The sequence below is a fragment of the Thermococcus waiotapuensis genome (assembly GCF_055384795.1).
This window is the reverse complement of sequence record NZ_AP042429.1, coordinates 1,123,117-1,146,224: the sequence shown is the minus strand read 5'-3', so window position 1 is coordinate 1,146,224 and position 23,108 is coordinate 1,123,117. Positions and strand designations below refer to the sequence as shown.

General features: G+C 54.2%; 27 protein-coding genes and 1 tRNA gene. 19 read left to right on the top strand and 9 right to left on the bottom strand.

Translation table 11 applies throughout. The features are described from left to right. Nucleotides 1-418 precede the first annotated feature (418 nt). The 3 genes from ACZ47M_RS06380 to ACZ47M_RS06370 all read right to left on the bottom strand — a co-directional run bounded on the left by ACZ47M_RS06380 (nucleotide 419) and on the right by ACZ47M_RS06370 (nucleotide 1,672). Complete coding sequence (locus ACZ47M_RS06380; RefSeq protein WP_315343392.1) at nucleotides 419-1,150, bottom strand: YhfC family intramembrane metalloprotease; 732 nt, start codon at nucleotides 1,148-1,150, stop codon at nucleotides 419-421. 5 nt (nucleotides 1,151-1,155) lie between these two features. Further along, nucleotides 1,156-1,494, bottom strand: a complete 339-nt coding sequence (locus ACZ47M_RS06375; RefSeq protein WP_315343394.1) for a heavy metal-binding domain-containing protein — start codon at nucleotides 1,492-1,494, stop codon at nucleotides 1,156-1,158. Nucleotides 1,495-1,594: 100 nt separating this feature from the next. Further along, nucleotides 1,595-1,672 (bottom strand) — tRNA-Met (locus ACZ47M_RS06370). 91 nt (nucleotides 1,673-1,763) lie between these two features. On the opposite strand from ACZ47M_RS06370, the gene ACZ47M_RS06365 reads away from it, so the two are divergent. The 3 genes from ACZ47M_RS06365 (at nucleotide 1,764) to ACZ47M_RS06355 (ending at nucleotide 4,637) form a co-directional block, all read left to right on the top strand. Then, on the top strand, nucleotides 1,764-2,924 hold the full coding sequence (locus tag ACZ47M_RS06365) for an aconitase X catalytic domain-containing protein (RefSeq protein ID WP_315343396.1): 1,161 nt from the start codon (nucleotides 1,764-1,766) through the stop codon (nucleotides 2,922-2,924). A 9-nt stretch (nucleotides 2,925-2,933) separates the two neighbouring features. Further along, nucleotides 2,934-3,326 carry a DUF126 domain-containing protein gene (locus ACZ47M_RS06360; RefSeq protein ID WP_315343399.1) on the top strand — a complete coding sequence of 131 codons (393 nt, stop codon included), beginning with the start codon at nucleotides 2,934-2,936 and terminating at the stop codon, nucleotides 3,324-3,326. A gap of 69 nt (nucleotides 3,327-3,395) precedes the next feature. Beyond that, the gene (locus ACZ47M_RS06355) at nucleotides 3,396-4,637 is read left to right on the top strand and encodes a site-2 protease family protein (protein WP_315343400.1); all 1,242 of its coding nucleotides are present in this window, start codon (nucleotides 3,396-3,398) and stop codon (nucleotides 4,635-4,637) included. Here the strand turns inward: ACZ47M_RS06355 and ACZ47M_RS06350 are convergent. After that, nucleotides 4,634-5,185 carry an HTH domain-containing protein gene (locus tag ACZ47M_RS06350; protein WP_315343518.1) on the bottom strand — a complete coding sequence of 184 codons (552 nt, stop codon included), beginning with the start codon at nucleotides 5,183-5,185 and terminating at the stop codon, nucleotides 4,634-4,636. The genes ACZ47M_RS06355 and ACZ47M_RS06350 overlap by 4 nt on opposite strands. Nucleotides 5,186-5,451: 266 nt before the next feature. On the opposite strand from ACZ47M_RS06350, the gene ACZ47M_RS06345 reads away from it, so the two are divergent. After that, entirely contained in the window at nucleotides 5,452-5,634 is a 183-nt protein-coding gene (locus ACZ47M_RS06345) for a class III signal peptide-containing protein (RefSeq protein WP_315343401.1), read from the top strand. 49 nt (nucleotides 5,635-5,683) lie between these two features. Then, nucleotides 5,684-5,884 carry a hypothetical protein gene (locus tag ACZ47M_RS06340; protein ID WP_315343402.1) on the top strand — a complete coding sequence of 67 codons (201 nt, stop codon included), beginning with the start codon at nucleotides 5,684-5,686 and terminating at the stop codon, nucleotides 5,882-5,884. On the opposite strand, the gene ACZ47M_RS06335 is transcribed toward ACZ47M_RS06340, so the two are convergent. Beyond that, nucleotides 5,885-8,092: a glycosyltransferase family 39 protein gene (locus ACZ47M_RS06335; protein WP_315343405.1), complete on the bottom strand. Its 2,208-nt coding sequence runs from the start codon at nucleotides 8,090-8,092 to the stop codon at nucleotides 5,885-5,887. It abuts the gene before it with no gap. A gap of 148 nt (nucleotides 8,093-8,240) precedes the next feature. Continuing rightward, nucleotides 8,241-10,463: a hypothetical protein gene (locus ACZ47M_RS06330; protein WP_315343407.1), complete on the bottom strand. Its 2,223-nt coding sequence runs from the start codon at nucleotides 10,461-10,463 to the stop codon at nucleotides 8,241-8,243. 179 nt (nucleotides 10,464-10,642) lie between these two features. Here ACZ47M_RS06330 and ACZ47M_RS06325 point away from each other — a divergent pair, with 179 nt between their 5' ends. From ACZ47M_RS06325 to ACZ47M_RS06295, 7 genes are all read left to right on the top strand, one after another. Continuing rightward, nucleotides 10,643-11,212 carry a hypothetical protein gene (locus tag ACZ47M_RS06325; protein ID WP_394356324.1) on the top strand — a complete coding sequence of 190 codons (570 nt, stop codon included), beginning with the start codon at nucleotides 10,643-10,645 and terminating at the stop codon, nucleotides 11,210-11,212. Further along, nucleotides 11,209-11,451, top strand: coding sequence for a pro-sigmaK processing inhibitor BofA family protein (locus ACZ47M_RS06320; RefSeq protein ID WP_315343412.1), 243 nt, complete (start codon nucleotides 11,209-11,211; stop codon nucleotides 11,449-11,451). The genes ACZ47M_RS06325 and ACZ47M_RS06320 overlap by 4 nt, the downstream gene beginning before the upstream one ends. A gap of 67 nt (nucleotides 11,452-11,518) precedes the next feature. Next, entirely contained in the window at nucleotides 11,519-12,766 is a 1,248-nt protein-coding gene (gene prf1, locus ACZ47M_RS06315) for a peptide chain release factor aRF-1 (RefSeq protein ID WP_315343522.1), read from the top strand. 140 nt (nucleotides 12,767-12,906) lie between these two features. Beyond that, on the top strand, nucleotides 12,907-13,428 hold the full coding sequence (locus tag ACZ47M_RS06310; RefSeq protein ID WP_315343415.1) for an aliphatic sulfonate oxidoreductase polyferredoxin-like subunit: 522 nt from the start codon (nucleotides 12,907-12,909) through the stop codon (nucleotides 13,426-13,428). After that, nucleotides 13,428-14,183, top strand: a complete 756-nt coding sequence (locus ACZ47M_RS06305) for an aldehyde ferredoxin oxidoreductase N-terminal domain-containing protein (RefSeq protein ID WP_464883383.1) — start codon at nucleotides 13,428-13,430, stop codon at nucleotides 14,181-14,183. Before ACZ47M_RS06310 ends, ACZ47M_RS06305 begins: the two co-directional genes overlap by 1 nt. 51 nt (nucleotides 14,184-14,234) lie before the next feature. Further along, complete coding sequence (locus tag ACZ47M_RS06300; protein ID WP_464883411.1) at nucleotides 14,235-15,302, top strand: aldehyde ferredoxin oxidoreductase C-terminal domain-containing protein; 1,068 nt, start codon at nucleotides 14,235-14,237, stop codon at nucleotides 15,300-15,302. Nucleotides 15,303-15,322: 20 nt separating this feature from the next. Next, nucleotides 15,323-15,541, top strand: coding sequence for a MoaD/ThiS family protein (locus ACZ47M_RS06295; RefSeq protein WP_315343418.1), 219 nt, complete (start codon nucleotides 15,323-15,325; stop codon nucleotides 15,539-15,541). A 13-nt stretch (nucleotides 15,542-15,554) separates the two neighbouring features. On the opposite strand, the gene ACZ47M_RS06290 is transcribed toward ACZ47M_RS06295, so the two are convergent. Further along, nucleotides 15,555-16,436 carry a dihydrodipicolinate synthase family protein gene (locus ACZ47M_RS06290; RefSeq protein WP_315343421.1) on the bottom strand — a complete coding sequence of 294 codons (882 nt, stop codon included), beginning with the start codon at nucleotides 16,434-16,436 and terminating at the stop codon, nucleotides 15,555-15,557. A gap of 211 nt (nucleotides 16,437-16,647) precedes the next feature. Further along, nucleotides 16,648-18,576: an arginine--tRNA ligase gene (locus ACZ47M_RS06285; protein WP_315343525.1), complete on the bottom strand. Its 1,929-nt coding sequence runs from the start codon at nucleotides 18,574-18,576 to the stop codon at nucleotides 16,648-16,650. Between the two features lie 69 nt (nucleotides 18,577-18,645). On the opposite strand from ACZ47M_RS06285, the gene ACZ47M_RS06280 reads away from it, so the two are divergent. Beyond that, nucleotides 18,646-18,924 (top strand): lipoate protein ligase C-terminal domain-containing protein, encoded by a 279-nt coding sequence (locus ACZ47M_RS06280; protein WP_315343424.1) that lies wholly within the window; start codon nucleotides 18,646-18,648, stop codon nucleotides 18,922-18,924. Then, complete coding sequence (locus ACZ47M_RS06275; protein WP_315343427.1) at nucleotides 18,921-19,496, top strand: stage II sporulation protein M; 576 nt, start codon at nucleotides 18,921-18,923, stop codon at nucleotides 19,494-19,496. The genes ACZ47M_RS06280 and ACZ47M_RS06275 overlap by 4 nt, the downstream gene beginning before the upstream one ends. Before the next feature lie 6 nt (nucleotides 19,497-19,502). Here the strand turns inward: ACZ47M_RS06275 and ACZ47M_RS06270 are convergent, their stop codons facing one another. Further along, the gene (locus ACZ47M_RS06270; protein ID WP_315343429.1) at nucleotides 19,503-20,762 is read right to left on the bottom strand and encodes a radical SAM protein; all 1,260 of its coding nucleotides are present in this window, start codon (nucleotides 20,760-20,762) and stop codon (nucleotides 19,503-19,505) included. 158 nt (nucleotides 20,763-20,920) lie between these two features. Between ACZ47M_RS06270 and ACZ47M_RS06265 the strand changes: the two genes are divergently transcribed. The 5 genes from ACZ47M_RS06265 to ACZ47M_RS06245 all read left to right on the top strand — a co-directional run bounded on the left by ACZ47M_RS06265 (nucleotide 20,921) and on the right by ACZ47M_RS06245 (nucleotide 23,108). Continuing rightward, nucleotides 20,921-21,421, top strand: a complete 501-nt coding sequence (locus ACZ47M_RS06265) for an ACT domain-containing protein (RefSeq protein ID WP_464883382.1) — start codon at nucleotides 20,921-20,923, stop codon at nucleotides 21,419-21,421. Between the two features lie 229 nt (nucleotides 21,422-21,650). After that, complete coding sequence (locus tag ACZ47M_RS06260) at nucleotides 21,651-22,181, top strand: Na+/H+ antiporter subunit E (RefSeq protein ID WP_315343432.1); 531 nt, start codon at nucleotides 21,651-21,653, stop codon at nucleotides 22,179-22,181. Continuing rightward, complete coding sequence (locus ACZ47M_RS06255; protein WP_315343434.1) at nucleotides 22,178-22,432, top strand: monovalent cation/H+ antiporter complex subunit F; 255 nt, start codon at nucleotides 22,178-22,180, stop codon at nucleotides 22,430-22,432. Before ACZ47M_RS06260 ends, ACZ47M_RS06255 begins: the two co-directional genes overlap by 4 nt. Then, nucleotides 22,429-22,827 carry a monovalent cation/H(+) antiporter subunit G gene (mnhG, locus tag ACZ47M_RS06250; RefSeq protein ID WP_315343435.1) on the top strand — a complete coding sequence of 133 codons (399 nt, stop codon included), beginning with the start codon at nucleotides 22,429-22,431 and terminating at the stop codon, nucleotides 22,825-22,827. The genes ACZ47M_RS06255 and mnhG overlap by 4 nt, the downstream gene beginning before the upstream one ends. Beyond that, entirely contained in the window at nucleotides 22,824-23,108 is a 285-nt protein-coding gene (locus tag ACZ47M_RS06245; RefSeq protein WP_010477873.1) for a DUF4040 domain-containing protein, read from the top strand. The genes mnhG and ACZ47M_RS06245 overlap by 4 nt, the downstream gene beginning before the upstream one ends.

Genomic DNA, 23,108 nt, shown 5'->3' with positions numbered 1-23,108 from the left:
AAAACTACCGGCGTGGCCTGATGTAAGCGCCGGCAGGCCCGCCATGGCGGAGAAACCAGCCCCCACGGTTACTGCTTCCAGATCCGGGGGCATGGCAGAACCGGCCCCCCGGCCCTGATGGGCCCCAAAGTTGCTTCACTGGTTCTGAAACTCAACAAAGTAAGAGTCATTGCATCCAAAGACATTCCAACAGCAGCGTTCCCAAAACTGCAAGCCGGTTCTGAAACCAAAGAACTCCTGGACCTGGACGCAAAAGCAAACAAGAAACTCCGGGACTTTTTCGTTTCCAAAACTGCAAGCTGGTTCTGAAACACATGGATCCGGAGCAGCGGGGGGCCCCGTACAAGGTCTTATTCGTGTTTCCAAAACTGCAAGCTGGTTCTGAAACGCAAAGGAAGGGACGCACCCTTGAGTGCCTTCACCATATGGGCTTTTCTTCCACTTCCGGCTCGCCGAGTGCCTTCAAGGCCCCATAGGCAAACACCAGGGTTCCGACGACGGCCACTGTAACTTCAAGGCCGTAGGCCAGGACTTCCAGCGTGCGGACCGGCCGGGGGTCCATGAAGAACGCCAGCTGGGAGTAGGCCGCACCCGTGTCAAGTACCGTGTGGAGGCCGACCATGTAAAGGAGCCCCCTCTTTCCAGCGCCTTTTTGGGCATAATAGGTCAAAAGAACCGCGGTTCCGACGTGGAAGAGGGTCACGAAGTAGCGCTCGCCCATGGAGAAGAGAGCCTCAAGCAGGGAGGCTTCGGGTGAGAGCCCGCGGGAAAGCAATGGAAGGGCCGTGGCGACTGCCATAAAAACCGCTTCAGTCACACCGAAGCCGAGGCCAACGAAGACTGCCTCACGGAGCTTTCTCTCCCTGACGAAGGCATATTTAACCCCCTCCTGGACAAAGCCAGCGGCCAGGCCAAGCCAGAGTGCCACGGCAACAGTAAAAGCCATCCCCCTGGCTACAACGTCCTCGTTAGACCTGATGCCGACCCCTAAGAGGGGGAGCTGCTGAACGGGGTTCTGGACGAGCATGGCTATAAAGAACGCCGCGAAGCCCAGAAGGAACTCAGCCCACCTCTGCTTTCTGAAACCCACCGCATAAACCGTCGCCCAGGCGAGCAGGGTCCCCAGAATGATAAATGGAAACGGGTACATGGCAATCACTCCTTCTCTACGACGACGGCCGTTCCGTAGGCGTAGACCTCCGCGACGCTTGAACCGACGTTTGAAGTGGCAAAGCGGACGCTAATGATGGCATTGGCCCCCATCTCCCTTGCGTGGAGCGCCATTCTTCTCAAGGCCTCTTCCCTTGCTTCGGCTAACATCTCGGTGTATTCCTTGACCTCGCCGCCCTTGATGTTCCTCAGGAGGGCCATTATGTCCCTTCCAATGTGGGTCGCCTTAACGATGCCCCCTCTGGCAACGCCCCTGACCTCGACTATCCTGTAGCCGGGGATTCCCTCGGTGGTGACGACAATAACGCCCTCAACGGTCTCCACATCGGTCACCCTATGTGTCCTACCAACGGAAACCTTTAACTCTTTTGCAACCGTGAGGAGCGGCCCGTAAAACTGCACAGGAAAGCCCTCAGAAAACGTCTGGTAGCGGGGGGTGGATTTGAACCACCGACCTCCGGGTTATGAGCCCGGCGGGCACTCCTAGCTGCCCCACCCCGCTGCTCGACCCGTTCTTAATGGGCCGGAGGGCTTTATAAATTTTACGGGAGCGGGTTTATAACTCCCCACCCCCATTTATCCCCGGTGGTTGGATGTACCTGACCAAAGAGGAGGAGCTTGTCTTAGCGGGCGAATACGGCTACGCCCTCCAGAAGGCGATGGAGATACTTGTTGCCCTCGGTGACATTTACGGAGCGGACAGGCTGATTCCCATCAAAAGCGCCCAGATCGCCGGCGTTTCCTACAAAAACCTCGGCGAAGCAGGGCTCGAGTTCCTGCGCGACTTTGTAAACGCGGGGGCCAGGGTCAGCGTCTACACAACGCTGAACCCTGCAGGAATAGGCGATGAGGAGTTCATGGAAAAGCAGAGGGAAGTGCTCGAGCTCTACAGGAAGATGAAGGTTGAGGTCACGTCAACCTGCACCCCCTACTACGGGGCCAACCTGCCGAAGTTCGGGGATAACCTGGCCTGGAGCGAGAGCTCGGCGGTGATCTTCGCAAACTCCGTGATCGGGGCGAGGACAAACAGGGAGGGCGGGCCTTCGAGTTTGGCCGCAGCAATAGTCGGAAAGACCCCCAACTACGGTCTCCACCTCGAAGAGAACAGAAAAGCCACAGTTATAGTCGATGTCCAGGCAAAGGTGAAGACCTCCGTCGATTATGCGGCCCTCGGCTACCACCTCGGGAGGGCCCTCGGAAACGATGTCCCTTACCTTCGCGGGATAAAGCCCAAAAATGCCGAGTTCCTCAAAGGGATGGGCGCGGCGATGGCCGCGAGCGGTTCAATAGCCCTCTACCACGTTGATGGTGAAACGCCGGAGCACAAAGATGCAATAGCGGATAAGCTGGAAACGATAACCGTCGAAGAGGGCGAGGTCAAAGCCGTTAGGGAGCAGTTCAGGGACGATTGGAGCGATATCGACATGATCCTGATAGGTTGCCCCCACGCTTCCCTGCAGGAGGTGAAGGAGATAGCGGAGCTCTTGGCCATGCGCGGAAGGCCCCTGAAGGTACCGCTCTTCATAACGGCCAGCAGGGCGGTGAAGGCTTTGGCGGACGCGCTCGGCTACACTGAGGTAATAGAACGCTACAATGGCAGGATTATGGCGGATTCATGCTTCGTCGTCTCACCAGTAAAAGGCTGGTACAGGGGAATAGCGACCAACAGCGGGAAGAGCGCCTTCTACTTCCGCTCCTTCGGCTTCAACGTGAGGCTGGATGATGCCGAGAACCTCATCAAAGAGGCCCCGTGAGGTGGGAGGATGAAGCTCAAAGGGAGAAAGATATTCGGAGGAAAAGCGGAGGGGGAGCTCATAGTTTCGCAGAAGCCCCTCTCCTTCCTCGGGGGGGTTGACCCCGAGACTGGAATCGTCACCGACGCTGAGAGCGACATAAGGGGGCAGAGCATAGCGGGGAAGGTGCTCGCTTTTCCACGCGGGAAGGGCTCAACGGTCGGCTCCTACGTTATTTACGCCCTCAAGAAGAACGGGAAGGCGCCGAAGGCGATAATCGTCGGCGAGGCTGAGACGATTGTTGCAACGGGGGCGATAATAGCGGGAATCCCCATGGTGGACGGTATAGACGTGTCGAAGCTGAAGAGCGGGGCCAGGGCCAGGGTTGACGCAGAGAAGGGAGAAGTTGAGGTTGAGGAGTGAAATCAACATAGGGATTCGCCGGGGACATAACTTTTTAACCTCTTTCATCCCTCTATTCCGGGGGAAGAAATGCCGAGGGGAATTTACGAGTGCGTTAACTGCGGCCATAGGGAGGTCATCGACTCCAGCGAACCACTCCTGGAAAAAGCCTGCCCTAAGTGCGGGGGCGACATGGTGCTCGTGGGCTTTTCGGTGGAGGTTGGGGAAACTACTGCCTCCCGTCCCGCGCTTCCGGCGGAGGTTGAGGCGAAGGTCCGGGAGTTTTATTCCGCCGAACCTCTCGAATTCAGGGAGGGAGTTTTCACGTTTGAGGTCAGGGAAATCATCAAAGACGACTTCGAGAGGTTTCTGAGCGAGATAGAGGGCTATGGTTACTGGGCGGCTTTGAAAAAGTCTGGCGGAAGGGCCGTCCTCTACATATTCCCCGCGGGGGAAATCAAAGGGGACAACCCCAGGATAGGCGTGCTGCTCTTTATAGCAACGCTCCTTTCAACGCTGTGGGCTGGATACGTTCTTGCCCTCAACTACATCGGAACCCTCGACGAGTTCGGCCTTCCGGGCTACAGAAATCCCTACGTTATAGGCCTGGCCTTCTCCATGAGCGTTTTGGGAATACTCGGAACCCACGAGCTGGGGCACAAGATAGCGGCCTCACTCCACAACGTCAGGGCAACGTTCCCCTACTTCATACCCTTCCCCAACCTGCTCGGAACCCTCGGAGCTGTCATAAGGGTAAAGTCCCCCGTCCCGACAAGAAAAGCCGCGATCGACCTGGGGGTTAGCGGGCCCCTGGCCGGGATCATGGTCGCAATACCCGTAACGGCAGTGGGGCTGAGGCTTTCCACCTTCGTTCCCGTCAGCGCTTTCCAGTCGTTGCCAGGGGAAGGGATATACTTCGGCACAAACCTCCTGTTTGAGATCCTCCAGAGGGCCCTCCTCAACCCGCCTTCGGGGGACTACGTGCTCCTCCTGCACCCGGTGGCCATAGCCGGCTGGGTCGGGATTCTCGTTACTTTCCTGAACCTGATCCCCGCGGCACAGCTCGACGGAGGGCACGTAGCGAGGGCCTTCATGAGCGAAGGGCTCCACCGCCAGTTCACGTGGGGGATGGGGCTCTTCCTGGTGATCATGAGCTACTTCTGGGCAGGGTGGTTCCTCTGGGCCCTGCTGATCCTGTTCATCGGAAGCGCCGGAAACCCGGGGGCTTTAGATGAGGTCTCACCGATACCGGCAAGCAGAAAACTCCTGGCTCTCCTGGCGGCGATTCTCTTTGTACTGACCGCTACGCCGGTTCCATTTTACGCGGGCTAGTCCCGCTTCTTTTCCTCTAATATCTGCTGGATGTCGTAGTAGATCGTATCCCTGGAGACGTCAAAGATCCTGGCAAGCTCGGAGACGTTGAGGACTCTGGGATTGTAATCGAAGAGGGAAAGAACGTGGGCCAGAAGCTCCCTTCGGTCACTTGTCTTTGAAACCTCAGAGGCCTGGAGCGCGGGCCTGTTGTAGGCCACGATTCCAACGGCATAAGTCCTCCTGGTTACGGGCGTTGTATAGGACCCGATCCTGAAGGAGACAACTTCCGCGTTCTTTATAACGGTGTTCAGCTTCTCAACAACGCCAAGGACAGCGGCCTCCCTTCCGCCGCCGGTGGAATAGACAACTGCCAAGTCGCCGCCGGTCTTCGACTCATCGACAAGGAGAAGTGCAGATATGTGCATAAACGCACCGAACGTGATGTTAAGCTGTGCGGAGACTATATACCAGCCGGCTCCACCCTTAGCGGTTTTAAGTTTCTCCATGAAATGGCTTACCCCATCTTCAACGCTCGCTGATTCGGCGGAGGTGTACACCAGTTTCATGGCCCGCACTCCCCTCCAACCTGGCGAAAAAGTTATATAAAGGTTTTTTTGAACGGGGAGTTAGCCATCGCCTGATAACCGGGGCGCATTGAATAAAGCCCAACGATAGCCGGGTTAGTTTGTTTTTCTTCCAGCGGGTTTACAGGGTAGTTAAAGGCCTGCGGTCTATACCCAGATTTGTCGGGATATCCCGCAAATTTGAGGAGAAAGGTATTTAAGGCAGAAAACTGCAGATTGATATGAAGAACCCAAGGAGGTGATTGGGAATGAAGAGGAAGGCCCAGGGTGCGATTGAGTACCTGTTCATGATTGCGGCGGCCCTGATAATAATAGCCATCGTCATAAGGTATCTCAGGAGCGCAGGTCAGAGTACTGGGAGTACAATAATCCAGGGCCAGAGCTCAATTAACAGCAAGCTCAGTAGTGAGCTCAACAGTGCTCTCAGCTGATGACAAGATGAGGTCGCTTTTTCTTTTCTTATATTGGGGGTACAAAGTTATGGGAAGATTAAGGGCCCAGGGGGCCGTGGAATACCTCCTTACGATGGCACTGGTTCTGATTATCCTTGTGTGGGGTATTTACTACTTAAGGATAGCCAAGGGGCAACATGAAAATCTTGCGGATTCCCTCTCGTCTTCTGAGGATCGCTTCAACGAAAAAATAAGGAGTGAAATATCCTCAAACATGGATTCCAGCTGATTAATTTTCCGCCTCGATTCTGACCTCTCCGCATTGCAGAACGACTTTGGATGAAGCTATCAGCGTCACCGTGCCGTCGCCTTCCACTGAAAAGCTCCCTTCGGGATAGAAAACCGTAAACTTACCACGGGTGCCTTCCCTGAGGAGCTTCCCGTTCTGAATGGCCACTGCGTTCTTCTTAAACTCAATGGTCAGGTTCGCAACCACGGGGAAAGACAGCGTTAGAGAATTTCCCTCCCGGGAAAGGCGGGCTGCAATTGAATTCCCGTCTCTGGAGTAATAGACGAGGTCGTACTCTCCGTTGGAGCTCTTCTTGATGGTTGTCCTCCACGAGTAGGTGACGTTGCCGACCGAAGGATAAACGTAGGCAACTTCGCTCCCATTTACCCACAGCTGGAGCTTTCCGAAGAAGGACGAGAATCCTATCACGTGAGAGCTCTCCCCAGAGTTGCTAAAGAGCTCTATAACGTCTCCTTTGCTGTAGCTCTCGGCGTAAAGAAGCGAGCCGTTCACGACTGCGCGTTCCTTCAGTTTTCCGAAGGTTTTCTCAAAAACTTTGGATTCCCTGCTCATTGTGTACATCCACGTGCTGAAAAGCATGTAATCGCTTTTGTTCACGGTCTCCCAAAGCCGGCTGGAGTTCCCCATGTAGATGATTCCAAATGTGTCAAGGCAGTACGGGTCGATCCTGAGGTTCAGGTAGTAGGCATTAAAGGGGTTAACCGAGAGATACGTCCCGTGCAGGTTCGTGTTTTGAATGTACTCACCGAGATCGTCCCTGAGGTCTTTGCTGTGGCCCGCCCATGCGAGGAGCAGTTTTCCATCCCGGTAGTTGTAAGCAACCCCATAATCTGCCACCCCAAAAACCAGGGCAATTGCGAAAGCCAAAGCCACGAGCTTTTTTTCTTCAAGCCCGTCTGGGAGAGATTCAAAAAACGCCAGGTAGGCCGTCAGCACCATCGGATAAATGAACCTCATGTTCGGGATTACTGGGAAAGCGAGAAGGTACATAACGGAGGAGACAACTAAGAGGGGCCCCGCAACAGAGGGCCTTTTTAGCTTCTCCCCTCTGCTGAAGTAAAAGAGTAAAACCGTGAAGATAAAGATCAAGGGCACGTAAAAAACAACGAAGTCCGGCTTTTCGTTCGTGAAGTCCTTAATAATGCCTGCGAAAAGGTCAAAGAACCCGGCCAGGGGGATATACCTGGAACCCTGGGCAAGGTATGTCTGATTAAAGTAATCAGCACTCACAACGAATCCCAGGACGCCCTCTATCACAGCTTTGGGGAGCAGAAAAGCCAGAAGGTACTGAAGGGCCGTTTTTAAGTTCCGGAGAGTCAGATGAACGGAGCGCACGAGTTTTCTGATGTAAGATATCCTGAAGACGTAAAGGGTCAGAAAGCCCCAGATTATCAAAAAGATCCCAGCTGGAATGATGTGTCCAACAATGTCTATCCAATGCACCCCGGGGAGTATCAGGATGTGTCTCAGCTCATCTGATGGATAAAGCATTACCGCGCCCACGATGAAGAGGGACATAATGCCGTAGGCAACGAGAACAAGAAAAACCTGAACCCTGTTGAGCAGAACCCTGCCGAGGCCATCGAGATAGGATTCAGTCTCGGCTTCAATGAAAAGCACGAGGACAACGTAAAGGGCCGCTGCGTACGGCAGTATCGTGAACTTGGAAGTGCTTCCAACTCCCACCCAGAAGAGGGACCATAGGGCGTCTTTTCTGTTTCTCTGCTTTACGTATCTGACGAAGTAGTAGAGGGAGAGTAGGGTAAACAGCTCAATCGTGGTCTCGTGAAACACGAGGCCGTTCATGTGAACCATTATGGGATCCATGGCAACAAGGGCCGAGAGGAGAACTCCAGTTTTCCAACCGCGGAGTTCCCTGCCTACAAGGTAGGCAACTAAAACAGCCAAAAGTCCCAGGAAAACGGAGAGGAGTCTTCCAACGACGTAGCTGTCTCCAAAAATGCGGAGCCAGAGGGCGAGAAGGTAGTAGTAAAAAGGAGGATGAACAGCGTAAATATCGCGGTAAGGCAGCACTCCGTGGTTGATAAATCTGGCCATCATGAGGTATGTGCCCTCGTCGTAGTCGAAATACTCATTCATGGCGGAGGATATTCCCCACAGGCGGGTCACGAGGTAATAGGCCAGGATAACTGAAAGGAACATCGCGCCCTTTTTCCTGTCTTCCATATCATCTCCTCCACGCCATGATGTAGAGTGCACATGGGAAGTCTTTCCCGTTGACGTAGACACCGTTTATCTTGTTTTTGCCTCTGTCCTCTACCCCTTAGATGTCCTCAAGAATCTTGCACCGAAAAATAATAGACTTTTTCCAAACTTATGATTCAGCCAATAGTTTGATTTCCCGTATAACAAGGGGCTCCTTTTCAACCGAGAGAGACACAAAGGTAAGCCTATCTCTGGGTAAGGGAGCGAGAATCTCCAGACGATTTTCTCCAGCCTTAAGTTCAAGGTCCTTTAATATGGGTTTTCCGTTTACGGTAACGTTCGTGGTCTGCTCTGTTGGGGAGTAAAGCTCTATCCAAAGGCCCCGATAGTCTTTACAGGGGGTGAACCCCACAACACCTTCCCTACTATCCATCCAGGCATATTCAAGGCCTCTCAGATACTGGCTTCTCACCCCAAAGTACTTCTTTTTAAAGCCGTAGACGAAGTACTTTCCGTATTTCTCCGTGTTGCCAGGTATGGAATCTCCACAGAGTCTCAGAGCCAAAGCCGCAGTTTTCTCGTTCATAGATGCGTTTAAAGATGATAGATCAAAAATCCAGTTGTTCCCGTTTACTCTTAGAAGCCGATATTTTTGAAAGAAGTCCAGGGGATTCAGACTGGGAGCGTTGGTGTCTATGTACGCTATGTAGCCAGGAAGAATTTGACTTTCGTTGAACATCTTTGCGGCAAATTTTGAAGGGGTCATATTCCATATCCTGCATCCTTTAATCCTGCTGTTGAACAGCACTGTTATGTTACTCTGGGGCTCAAAGAAGGGCATCCACTCTGCTGAATCAAGCGTGCAGGAGTTCAACACAGTCACACTGGGAAAGTTGCCGGAAATCCAGAGGAAGTCCTCGAGGTTGTCAGCCCAGACGTAAAAGTTAGCCTCCGCCGAGAGGAGATCATGAGCAGTGCCAACTGCGGGGATTAGGAAAAAGGCACCCACAACGCTTAAATATAGGGTTTTCTTGCTTATCTCTCTAATTGCGGGTTTGGATACAAGCTCCCCAAACCACGAAAGGCCTGCTCCGACGAAAAGGGGAAACACTGGAACCAGCCAGAGGAACATCCTCTCAATGGCCGCGGTGCTGTAGAAAGGTACGGGGACGTTTATTGTCAGCCTGTCAAGTATTAGAAACATAACAAAAGCGAAAAAGGCTACGAGCGAAAGTCCCTTTCTCCTGAACTCTCTTTTGTACACAAGATAAATCCCACCGAGGATCATGAAGAGCAATCCAAGGTAGTTGCCGTTTCTGACCGTTGCCCATTTGGTAAAGAGCTCGAAGTATCCCCATGTGTCCCTGGGATTCCTGCCATGAAATACCGCAAGTTTAGGGACAACATCCCAAATGTAAGAAGCCCATGGGTACTCCAGTTCGACATGAGCCAATGAGGGGAACCAGAAGTAGGGATTTATAATCGCGTGGACGAAAAGTGGAATGACAAAAAGAATGAAAGCACGTTTAAACAGGAAAACGAATCTGCGGATACTTAAACCTTCAGAGAGGAACTTGAGAGCAAGGCACACCAAAGCAACGAAAACGTAATTTTGGTAGCTGTAAGGATGAACCAAGACGGCACCAACGCTTATGAGAACCAATATGAGGTATTTCATATCGAGCTTTTCACTCATCTGGACGAAAATGGCAAGAAGAACTGCGAAGAAGTAGAATCCCAGAAAGTTCGGTGCTATGTAAACAAGAAGGTAGTAGTGGAGCAAGTTCACACTGAGCATGGCTAAGAGGGTGTAATTAGCAACCCTTCGTCCGAACCAGAGGCATGAGAGGGCATAAATACCCATAGCCAGAAAAGCCCACTCCCAGAGCCTCAGCTCCAGCATGACCGTTGGTATCACCTTTTCTCCACTCAGAATCATTACAAAAGACGCCAGAGAATGATAACCCGCGGGATATGTTAAAACATCGAAAACGGGGACCACTGGAGGATAAGTGGTATCGTACCTTAGCATGTACTCGATTTTGGTGGCGTGGAAAAAGTTGTCAACGTTGTCCGTTGGATAAGTATAAACAGCCCAGTGGACGAGCACGATAATCAGTATTGGAATAGTCCACCTGAGAATATCGTCCTTTTCGCGAACTGTGCTCCTCACTAATTCTAAAAGCTTCGGCCATGAACGAGCCAAAAGTATCGTAGCCAGCATAACTAAAAAAACAGTCCCCTTTTCTATTCCAGCCCCGAACAGACTGAAAATATGGAAGACTATTGCCAAAACCGATATCCCAACGGCCGGTGCAACTGAAAGCTTGATAGTTATCGGAAACTCAGGGAAAACACGGCCTACCAGAGACAGGCCAACAAGCCAGACCAAGACAACCACCCAGCAGGGGCAGAGAAAGCGAGAGAGCGCTACCATAGAGATCACTAGGAGAGAACTGGCCACATATAACCCAGATGATTTTTTCAGTATTTCATGTGTAATCATGGCATAAGATCAAGGAGGGGGAACCTTTTAAATATTAACGGTGCAATACTCCGGTGGTGACCACAATGCCCCTCCTATCCTTCGGCTCCAAAACGGGTAAAGTCAAAAAGATGCTCGAGAGCGATCAGTTCCAGCTGGTGGTGGAGGAAGCAACAAAGGACAAAAAGACGAGGGAGGCCCTCTTCGAGCTCCTCCAGGACGATAACCCTGGTGTTGTCGGTGATGTCCTCCTCACAATGGTCACACTGATGGACAATAACCCCGATGTCATACGACCTCACCTGAACGGAGAGGCCATCAAAAAGCTCTTGAGCCTCGTGGAGTCAAAGAACTCCTACGTTAGGGAAAACGCGATGATACTCCTCTACGGCCTCGCAAAGAATTTCCCAGACCTGGCGGCAGAGTACCATAGCCTTATCGTAGAAGAGGCTGGAAGGGCCCTTGAAAGCGGCGACAAAAACCAGAAGGGCTTCGCCCTTATCCTCATAGGCGAGCTCGGCCTTAGGGAGCTCGAACCTAAAGTCAGGGAGCTGGTTGGTGTAGAAGACAAGGTCATCCTCCCCTTCGAGGGCAAAAAGTGGGTCAAGCTTGGGGACATAGCCAGTGAAACCCTCGAGAAACTATCGGGGGCATGAAAATGCTGGAACTTTTGATTCTTCTTATCCTCCTGATAGCGGTTGGCTACATAGTAATAAAGCTGACGCTGGCGGTGCTCAGGTGGTTAGCCGTCAACGCGATAACCGGGCTCCTGCTCCTCGGAGTCCTTAACTTCCTTGGAATCACCCACATCCCGCTCAACCTGGTCAACTTCCTGATAATAGCCGTTGGGGGCGTGGTCGGGGTTTTCATTTTAATTCTGCTCTCCCTCATTTGAGCTCCAAACCTTTATAAATTCCCCTTTTTTATGCCCTTACAACGGGAGAATTTTAGGGGTGATGCTCATGTCTCATAAATCCGCTGAGATGTATGAACTCAAAAAGAAGGTCGAGGAGCTCAAAGGCTATCGAGGGCGGGCAACCGAGCTGGTCAGCCTTTACATTCCTGCAGGCTATGACATAAACAAGGTCATGCAGCAGCTCAGAGAAGAGTATGGCACCGCCCAGAACATAAAGAGCAAGTCAACTCGAAAGAACGTCCTGGGCGCCCTGGAGAGGGCGATGCAGCACCTTAAACTTTACAGGCAGACGCCTGAGAACGGTCTCGCCCTCTTCGTCGGAAACGTCAGCGAGCAGGAGGGAGTGAGCGACATAAAGCTCTGGGCAATAGTCCCCCCCGAGCCGCTCAACGTGAGGCTCTATCGATGTGACCAGACCTTCGTCACTGAACCCCTCGAAGAGATGCTCCGCGTTAAAGATGCCTACGGCCTCATAACCGTCGAGAAGAACGAGGCTACTATCGGCTTACTCAGGGGGAAAAGGATTGAGGTAATCGATGAGCTCACTTCCAACGTCCCCGGGAAGACCCGCGCTGGAGGTCAGTCGGCCAGGCGTTACGAGAGGATCAGGGAGCAGGAGACCCACGAGTTCATGAAGCGCATAGGTGAACACGCCAACAACGCCTTCCTCCCGCTCCTTGAGAAGGGCGAGCTGAGGGGCATAATCGTGGGTGGCCCAGGACCGACCAAGGAGGAGTTCGTTGAAGGGGACTACCTCCACCACGAGCTCCAGAAGAAGATAATAGGCGTAGTGGATATAAGCTACAGCGGCGAGTACGGCCTCAAGGAGCTCGTAGAGAAGGCCAGCGACATCCTCAAAGACCACGAGGCGATAAGGGAGCGCCACCTCATACAGGACTTCTTCAGGCACATCGTCAAGGACACCGGGATGGTAACCTACGGTGAGAACGAGGTCAGGAAGGCGCTCGAGCTTGGAGCTGTTGATACGCTCCTCATCAGCGAGGGCTACGACCGTGTCAGGGTTCACGCGAAGTGCAACAACTGCGGCTGGGAAGAGAAAAAGACCATGAGCAGGCCGGAGTTCCACGTCTACAGGAAGAAGCTCACCCACTGTCCAAAGTGCGGCAGCCAGAACATCAGCTTCGACGAGTGGGACGTCGCCGAGGAGCTCATAAAGATTGCCGAGGAAGCGGGCTCAAACGTTGAGGTCATCTCCCTCGACACGGAGGAAGGCCAGCAGTTCTACAAGGCCTTCGGCGGAATCGGTGCCTTCCTGAGGTACAAGATAAAGTGACGCCACCTGCTCACACCTTCCCTTTCCTTTGTGATAAAATCAGGGGCGTCTGTTTTGGGGCATTTCATTAAGATCCAAATCTTCACGTTATCGCAACAGTTATATAGCTTGGAAGCGATTTCATGGTTTAGGTGTTCCCAATGGGTGACGGGGAAAGGTTGTGGATTCTTGTAACTCCCGACAGATGCAGCGGCTGCAGGCTCTGCGAGATAGCCTGTTCTCTGGAGCACGAGGGAATAATATGGCCCGAGGCTTCCCGCATCAGGGTGTACGAGCTCCTTCCAGGCGTCAACGTCCCACACACCTGCGTCCAGTGCCCGGATTATCCGTGCGTGAACGCGTGCAAATTCGGTGCGCTGAGCGTGGATGAAGCAACCGGTGCCGTGAAAGTGAGCGAAGAGAAGTGCGTCGAGTGCGGTGCCTGCGTTTTAGCATGCCCGGGCAACGTCCCGAGGATTCCTGCAGGAAAGGGTAGCGTCGTGATATGCGACCTCTGCAACGGAGAGCCCAAGTGCGTGGAGGTCTGCCACGAGGCGGGCCATGACGCTTTAACGCTCGTCAAGGGCAACTACCGCTCTGTTTACAGGACTTTCGTGAAAGACCCCGTCGAGAAGAGCGCCGAGCTGGCGAGGAAGGTCTTTGGGGAGGAGTTCGCGGGGTGATGGGCATGAAGGGCTACGCTGGAAAGCTTCTTGATGTCAATCTGAGCACGGAAAGCGTGAAAACCGTCGAGCTGAGCGAAGACATGCTCCGCTTCTACGGCGGCAGGGGGCTCGGCACGTACATCCTCTGGAGGGAGCTCGGCGAGAGGTGGGAAGAGATTGACCCGCTCGGCGAGGGGAACCTCCTCCTTATCCTCACAGGCCCGCTGACGGGTTATTATCCAGGAATAAAAACCGCGGTGGTTGCTAAATCTCCGGAGAGCAACGGCGTGGTGGGGAGCGTCCTGAGCAGTGAAGTGGGAATAGAACTCAAGAGCGCGGGCTACGACGGGATAATAATCCGCGGAAAGGCCAGGGAGCCAGTTTACCTGTTCATAAACGACGACGATGTGGAAATTCGGGACGCCTCAAAGTACTGGGGCATGGGGGGCCTCGAGCTCCACAGGACCCTGCTGAAGGAAGTCCACGACGAGCTGAGAAAGGGGGCTAAGCTGAAAGGTATCCCCAAGGAGCCGGCGATGATGTACATTGGAAGGGGCAGGGAGGAGAAGGTGAGGTTTGCCGCCGTAATGAGCAAGCTGATGCACGCCGCTGGTTACGGCGGCTTTGGGGTCGTCATGGGGAGCAAGAACCTCAAGGCGGTTTTAGTCAAGGGGAACAAAGCTCTTCCCGAAGTCCACGAGCCGGAGAAGTTCAAAACAATGCTCCGCGAGTTCCAGAGGGAGCTTTTGACCCTCACCACCTTCCGGCAGTAGGGGACGGGGGCGGGCGGCTACAGCGTCGGTAAAGACCGCTCGAGCCAGCCGATCAGGAACTGGCAGGAGGAGTACCACGACGACGGGAGGATAAGCGTGGTGAACTTCGAGCTCAGGGCCTGGGTGAAGAAGTACTGGGCCGACTACGGCTGTCCGGTCAACTGCATGAAGATATCCTACCTCCGCTACGGGCCGTATAAAGGCGCAATAACAGACGCGCCGGACTACGAGCTCATGGCCTACATGGGCACTAACCTCGGAATATTCGAGCCCGAAAAGGTTGTCTACCTCTCCTACCTCGTTGATGAGCTCGGTCTCGACGGGATAAACGCGGGCAACGTCCTCGGCTTCGCCGCGGAGCTCTACCAGAGGGGAATCCTAACGGAGGAAGACATCGGCTTCAGGCTCGAATGGGGCGATGAAAAAGCTTTCGCGAGGCTCCTCGAGCTGATGGTTAAGGGAGAGGGCATCGGAAAAGTCCTAGCCGGGGGAACCTACCGCGCGGCGAAGCGCATCTCGGAGATGAAGGGCGTGGATGTTATGAAGTACGCCGTCCACGTCAAGGGGATTGGAGTAGGCGCCCACGGCGTCAGGAGCGGCCTTGACTACACGAGGGACATAAGCTATGCTGTCTCCGTTCAGGGGGGCGACCACACGGCAACCGCTGGGCTGCCAGCGAGGAGCTACGAGGGCGAGCTGGTGAATGCCTTCTACGACTCCGCCGTTGTGTGCATGTTCACAGCTAAGCCGGGCTTTGAGAGGATCATCGAGTTCGGAAACGCCGTTACGGGCTTTGAGATGACGCCGGAGAAGTGGTTCAACGAGGTGGGTTTGAGGATACTCCACCTCCAGAGGATCCTTCTCCTCCTCGGAGGGCCCGACGTTTACTGGGATTCAAAGGACGACGACAACCCGCCGAGGTTCTACGAGCCCCTCCCGAGCGGCCCGGCGAAGGGGAGCGCACCGGGTAGGGAGGAGATAAGGGCCAAGGTAAGGCAGTATTACGAAGAGATAGGCTACGACGAGCACGGGATTCCGAGGGAAGACATCTTAGAGGAGCTCGGCCTTGGTGAAGCAAAGCGCGAGGTGAAGCGCATAAGAAAGCGCCTCGGCCTCTGATTTTCCCTTTGGTGGTTCCCATGAGGATAACCCTGATACTCTACGGCGAGCACGCCCTGAAGCACGGCCCGCGGAAGGAGCTTGAGGTGGAAGAGGGAAAGAGGGTGAGCGAGCTTCTCAGGGAGCTCGGGATAAGCCCGGGCGAACACCACATTCTGGTGAACGAGAGGAAGGTTGAGGACTGCAGGCTCAAAGACGGGGACGTCGTTAAGGTGCTCCCCGTTGTTTACGGGGGCTGAAGGGAAGAAGGGCTCAGCCCAGCACCTCCTTTAACAGTTCCCTTATCTTTTCCCTCACCTCTTCGCCGTCCGCGATGTAAGGCGGCCTCAGGACGGGTTTTATCGAGAAGCCCCTGACGGACATTGCTAACTTTATCGCGGAGCCGAAGGATGACGCTAAATCGTAAACCTTCGAGAGCTTCGCCAGCTTTCTCGCCCCTTCAAAGGCTTCTTCAAAGCGCTTCTCCTGAAAAGCTCTCCACACCGCGAGGTGTATCTCGGGGGCGAAGTTAGCGCAGGCCATTATCCCTCCGTCGCCGCCGAGGACTAAGGTGTTGAGGAAGTGCTGGTCGAGGCCGGTAAAAACCTTAAAGTCCTTCCTCTCGCCCTTGACCTCGAGAATGACGTCCCTGACGTGGTTTACGCTATCTATCGTCTCCTTAACGCCGGCAATGCTGGAATACTCGAGGGCGAGGCGTTTGATAAGCGAGACGCTTAACGGGCTGGCGCAGGAGGGGATGTTGTAGAGTATGATCGGAATCTCCGTTTTTTCGGCTATCATCGAGTAGTGCTTGAAGAGCGCCTCTTCCCTCAGGGGGCAGTAGTATGGCGGCGCTATGACAGCGCAGTCCGCCCCTATGTCCTGGGCGTGCCTTGTGAGTTCAATAACTTCCAGAGTGTTCGGGGATGCCGTCCCCACGAGGTAGAAGGCCGAAGTGACGAGCTCGCGCCCCTTCTCAGCGAGAAACTTCCTCTCTTCGTGACTGAGGCTCGTGAACTCACCTGTTGTAGCGTTGATGAATATCCCGTGGACGCCGGCCTTCTGAAGGTACTCCACGTGCTCCTCGAGGGCAGAAACGTCTATGGAGTAGTCCTCGTTGAAAGGTGTAACCAGGGGGACTATAACGCCGCGCATGGGATCACCGGAAGGTTTAGGTGGAGGGGGTATTTTAGGGTTGTCCATGGATAGCCATAGAAAGGCTAAGACTACGTGGAGGCCAGGGCAGGACCCATAACCAATGCGCGGCTGAGCGAACTTATGTAACCTGGAAAATGGCTGTATATCCAGGGAAGAAGGAAAATACTGGGTCACAGATCCCGTTGTTGAAAAAATGCTGGGGAGTAGCTCACATCTTCTCCGGCGCCTCTATGCCGAGGAGCTTCAGCCCATTTCCGAGGACCTGTTTTACAGCCATCACGAGGAGAAGCCTCTCCTCCACGATGCCTTCATCGGCCTTGAGCACGGGGTGATCCATGTAGAACCTGTTGAAGAGGCTTGCCAGCTCGTTGAGGTAAGCTGGAACCAGGTGCGGCTTAACATCTTTGCCTGCCTGCTCAATAATCTCTGGGAACCTGGTGAGGAGCTTTATCAGCTCCTTCTCGCGGAGGGTGAGCTTCGAGAAGTCGGCTTTCTCAAGGAGGCTCCTCCAGTTAGTATCTATGCCGCTCTCCTCGGCCTTTTTAATAATTGAGGCACAGCGCGCGTGAGCGTACTGGATGTATGGCGCGCTTTCACCTTCGAAGTTGAGAACATCCTCCCAGCGGAAGGTGATTATCTTATCGGGGCTGTACTTGACGAGGTTGAAGCGCACCGCTCCAACGCCAACGGCCTCCGCTATCTCGTCCTTCTCCTCCTCGCTCAGGCCAGGGTTCTTCTGCTCCACCAGCTCCCTCGCCCTCTGAACGGCCTCGTTGAGCACTTCATCAACGGTGAAGCCGACCCACGTCCCCTTCCTGCCCGAGAAGGAACCCTCTGGCCTGACCACGTGCTCGTAAGCTAAGTGGTAGAAGTTCTTCGCAGAATCTTCGAAGCCGAGCAGCTGGAGGGCGTACTTTATCGCCATCTGCGGGTGCTTCTGCTCTGCCCCGATCACGTTTATAACTATATCGGCCCTCCCGAACTTACCGGGCATCTCCTCCCCGTCCGGCGCCGTCGTCCAGGTCTCGTGGTTCCCCTTCCTGTCCCAGAGCTTGTAGAGCATGTCCGCCTTAACCTTGCCGAACTTCCAGAGGTGGTAGGCTATGTCCTTGCCCGTGTAGGTTGCAGTCCCGTCGCTCCTCCTGAGCACCAAAAACGGGTTCTTCATGTCCGGGAAGAGCTTCCTCAAGTCCATTACAAAAGCCCCTTTGTACTTCCCTTCCTCCGCCCAGAAGAAGTTCTCGCTGGCCTCTATAAGCTCGTAGGCCTCGCCGAAGATTCCGCTCCTCACTATATCGCTCTCCCAGCTGAGGAGGTCGTAGGTTATCCCCATGCGGTAGGTTGTGAGCATCTGAGCCTTAACGACCCTCTCGGCCAGTTTTCTGCCTGTTTCTGCTATCCCGTTGTCCCCCTCTTCCAGTTTCTTCATCAGCTCGCGGACCTGCCTGTCCACGTCTGGATTCTCCTCTGTGCGCCTGTTCACCTCGACGTAGAGCAGGCCCAGGGTGTGGTCTATGAAGTCCTCCTTGAGGCCCTTCTCCCTCAGCTCGGCCTCAATCCTCTCGAACTCCTCCTTAAGGTTGAGATAGCCCCAGAGAACCTGGGCGAACTGGACTCCGAGGTCGTCTATGTAGTTCTGAACCTCGACGGTGTAGCCGAGCTTCCTCATGATCCTCGCCATTGTATCTCCTAAAACGGCGTTTCTCGCGTGCCCCATGTGGAGCGGCTTTGTCGGGTTCACCGAGGTGTGCTCGACGATGACCTTCCTGCCCTTCCCTATGTCCTTCTCACCATAGGCGGCGCCCTTTTCCAGTATCTCGCCCACGAGCTTCCTCCCAAACCTGTCGTAGTCGAGGTAGAAGTTTATGTAGCCGTTCACGGCCTTGACCTCTGCAATCTCCTCCGGGAGCCTTCCGTTAAGCCTTGCCACAAGCTCTTCAGCTATGAGCTTTGGCGCCTTCCTGAAAACCCTCGCCAGCTGGAAAGCTACCGCAGTTCCGAAGTCGCCGAGCTCGGGGCTTGGAGTATCGTCAAAGGTTATCTCGCCGTCCCATTCTTTTCCAGCCTCGATGAGCATTTCCCCGAGAGCATCCCGAAGGGCGGACTTTACCCCTTCCAGAACGTCTGCGTAGGCCATTCTCACCACCGGCCAAACTATCCCCGAACCTTTAAAAAGTTCTCCCGCAAACTTATCACAGGTGAAAACGTGAAGCACCGCATGGGCGAGCACAAGGCCAGGAAGGGGCTCATAAGGATCGAGTTCGACGAGGAGAATGGAGTAGCTAAGCACGTCAGGATAACGGGGGACTTCTTTGTCCATCCAGAAGAGGCAGTCCACGAGCTGGAGGAAAAGCTCGAGGGGCACAGGCTGGACGAGCTGGAACGCCTGATAGAGGAGTTCTTCGCCGTGAGGATGGACATTGAAATGCCCTACGTCAACGTTGAGGACTTCAAGATAGCCCTAAAGAAAGCTTTAGAAGGGTGAGGAAATTGCCTTTCACCTCCTCCCGGGCAAGGGATAGGGCAAAGGAGTATTTTGTTTTACTCACGCTTGGGTTTACTATAGCAGTTGTCTTTGGTGCGATAACCGCCCTGACCGCATCCCAGAGGTCTCTGGGGATTTTTGAGAGCATCGGAAGATCCATAGCCGGAAAAATCGACACCCAGGACAGGTTTCACACGTTTCTCTCGATATACTTCAACAACCTCGGCGTCGCGACCTCCGCCTATGCCCTCGGGGTACTCTTCGGCATCGTCCCCTGGCTTATAGTTATGGTCAACGGCTTCATCCTCGGGCTCGTGGTAGCTCTGGTAATTTCCCAGGGACTCATGAGCCCCGTCCAGGCCCTCCTCGCCATAGTCCCCCACGGGGTATTCGAGATACCTGCGATACTTCTCTCAGCAACCGCCGGAATACTCCTGTACCGGGGAACCCTCAAGAAAGAGGGCTTAGACCTGGTTTATTCATCCCTCAGGCTCTACGCCCTCTCCGCTGGCCTCCTGCTCCTGGCGGCTTTCATAGAGGCCTTTGTAACCCCGCGTGTTGCCGGGCTTTGAGGGCACCTAAACCTCCGTACCAGTGTAAATCCCGTGCCTCGTCCTTACGATTCTCACATTTATCCTGTCCCCAACCTCTGCGTTGGTGTTTATAACCTCTATAAGCCTGTTCCGGGCCTTTGCGAGCATCTCCCCCTCCATCCTCCCGGGCAGAACAACCTCGGCCCTGACAACTTCACCCGGTTTGAAGGCGAGGGGTATGAATTCCCTCTTCTCCATGCCGAAGTGGGCCGGCTTAAGGATCAGAGGCCTCATGCCGGTTTTCTCTTCAAGGGCCCTCAGCCAGGCGTAAAACTCATTGAATGGGACAACCTTCGCTATTACCGGGTTCCTGCCGAACTTGTAGGGGACGTAGTTCTGGAAGCCGAGGGCGGGCCAGCGCTTTCCAGCGCCTATTTTTCGGGCAAACTCTATGAAGGCCTCGGCCTCGTCGTCGTTTACTCCGAAGATTATGACCGGCGCGAGGAGGACGTCAATTCCCGCGTTTACCAGGGCCTCGGCCATGTCGAGAACGTGCTCAAGGTCGTAGTCCTTCCTTCCCATGAGCATCTTGGCCTTCTCCGGGTCGAGGGAGTGTATGGAAAGGTTCACCCTGTCGAGGCCGGCCTCCGCCAGCTCCTCAACCAGCTTATCCGTCAAGAGAGTCCCGTTGCTCTGCATTGAGATTACCGAAACGTTCGGATGCCCGCGGAGGGCCTGAACGAGCTCGACGCGGAAGGGATAGAGGAGGGGCTCGCCCTGGCCGTCGAGGTGGGCCTCAAGGCCTTTTCCCTTCATTCTCGCGACCTCATCAAACCACTTCATTAGATAGTCGATGTCCACTACGTAGTCAAGCTTCCTGGTTCTTGAGTAGGGGCCCTCATCGACGGAGCAGAAGACACAGCTGAGATTACAGCCGCTAATACCTCTCACCTGGATGAGGTTGGTTCCCCTGTCAATCAGTCCAAAGGCGTTGTAGCCGAGAAGAGGAACATCCGTGCCCTCGTGGATGTAGAGGACTTTTCTGTTGGTGTAGCGGCTCCTCAAAAGCGCGCCGAGGTTGTTCTGGATATAGATGGCCAGGTACTTCTCGATACCGGGATAGTCGGTATCAACGAAGAGCCTCCCGTCCCTAACGATTAGCTCGGGTTTAACCCGGTACTTTCTCATCAAAATCCTTTGAAGCTCTTTCCTGTCAAAGTCAGCGTAAAGCGTCTCCCTCCAGATGAGTCTCACGCTTTCCTCCTTTTCCTCAAACTTTACGTTGGGGAGAGAAACTTCTATCATGCCCGGGGATTTTTTAAACCCTCTTAAAAACCCGCCGATGGAGATTTTATCCATCTTAAGCTTTTTAAAGGACGTTGACTGTCCCCATGAGGGCATGGAAACATTTTAATACCAGTGATGCAAAACGTCTAGTGATGAACTTAAGTGGGTGATGGCCCATGTGGGGAAAGATCGAGCACTACTTTGACGAATACCCGGTAAGGAAGGTAATAGCGAAGACACTCCTCAAGTACGGTCTCAGGGTCTCGGACGACATGAAGATAAAGGCGGGGGAAATAGAGGTTCCCTACACCAAGATCGCCAAGGCCCTCAACGTCGACAGGCGCGTTGTGAAGGAGACCGTTGGCATGATACTCGCGGTACCCGAGCTGAAGGAGATCTACGCCAACCTCGAGCCAACAGTCCACATGAAGCACGTGGGAAGGCACGTCGGATACGGCGTCATTGAGATAGAGCCAGAGCCGAGGACGGTTGGGATACTGGCGAAGATATCCCAGAAGATAGCGGAGAGGGGCATAAACATCGTCCAGGTCGTCGCGGAGGACCCCGAGCTCTACCCCGAGGCTACCCTGACGATAATCACGGAGAGGCCAATCCCGGGTGACCTCATCAACGAGCTCTCAAAGCTCGAGGGCGTTAAGAGGATTTCGATATACTGACTCCGTTTCTCTTAACTTTTGCGGGCCCGCGCCTGTTGTTTTTGGAGACGGAATTTGGAGCCCGAGGAATCCTTTTTAGCATCAAAGGACAAAGTTGCTTCCCGCATTTTAACCAAAGGTTTTAAACCTCCGTTCTTCGCAGGCAAGGTTTATAAGCAATTGTTTTCAACTTCCGGATAGCCAAGTTGAAGTGTCCTGAGATGTCCACCAACCGCTGGAGGGTTGATGAATGGAGGAAGCAAGCAAAGTTAGCAGGTACCTCTACACGCTTATAGTCCTGTTTTTGATATGGCTGGCCCTGACGGCGAGCTTAGATCCCCAGGAGCTAACCTTTGGCTTCATTCTCTCGGCGATAGTGGCAGCTATAACCTACCCAATCTTCACCACGAGGGGGCTGGCGAACCTCCATCCAAAGAGGATTGCCTACGCGATAGTTTACGTGCCCTACTTCCTGTGGGCCATGATAATGGCTAACCTCGACGTGGCCTACAGGGTTCTCCACCCGAAGAGGCCGATAAGGCCTGGCATCGTCCACTGCAGGACCGTTCTTAAGACCAACCCCGGAAAGCTCGCCCTCGCGAACTCGATAACCCTCACCCCGGGAACCATAACCCTCGACGTCGATGGCGACGACTACTTCATCCACTGGATATGGGTTCCCGACGAGGCCCTAACCGAGAAGGAAGAGGAGCACGTTAAAGCCGCTTCAGAGAAAATAACGGCTCCCTTTGAAAAATTCCTGAAGGTGATCTTCGAATGATAGGGATAAACGTTTATCTCGCCCTCATAGCGATAGCGACCCTTCTCAGCATGTACAGGTTCATGGCCGGGCCAACGACGGTAGACAGACTCGTCGCCGTTGACATCATGACCACCGTAACCGCTGGGCTCATGGTGCTCCTTGCGCTCTACTACCAGCGCATGATACTCCTTGACGTGGCCCTCGTCTACGCGATACTCGCCTTCGGTGGAGTGATAGCCTTTGCACGCTACCTGGAGGGAGGCCTATGAATGTACTCACCGCCCTGGGTGAAGCCCTTGTGCTCATAGGAACGTTCTTCTACTTCCTCTCAGCCCTGGGTCTCATAAGGATGCCAGATGTATACAACAGGATGCAGACGTCAACGAAAAGCGCAACACTCGGTTCGCTCGGCGTTATGGTTGGTGTCGGGATCTGGGCACTGGGGGAGGACTTCGGAAGCGTTGCCTGGCTCACGAAAACCATCGTCATAGCAGTTTTCCTCCTGCTGACAAACCCGATTAGCGCCCATGCGCTGATAAGGGCGGCCTACAGGAGCGGTATCCCCCTCTGGGAGGGCAGCGTGATGGACAAGTACCGCGACCACATTGAAGCCAAAGCCAAAGGTGAAGAGGGTGAAACGCCGAAGGAAGGTGGTGGGGAATGAACTGCTTTGCCTGCGTTGAGTACATAATAGTGGCGCTCATGCTCCTCTCAGCCATTCTGGCCGTTGAGTGGAGGGACCTTCTCGCGGCAGTGGTCGGCATGGCGGCAGTTAGCCTCTTCGCCTCGCTGCTGTTCTTCATGCTTCAAGCGCCCGACGTTGCGATGACTGAAGCGGCCATAGGGGCTGCGCTCAGTGGCGCTGTCTTCATATTCGCCATAAAGAGAACGAGGCGCTTTGAAACGGAGGAAGAGGAGAAGCCCGGCTGGTGGGTGAGGTGGTGA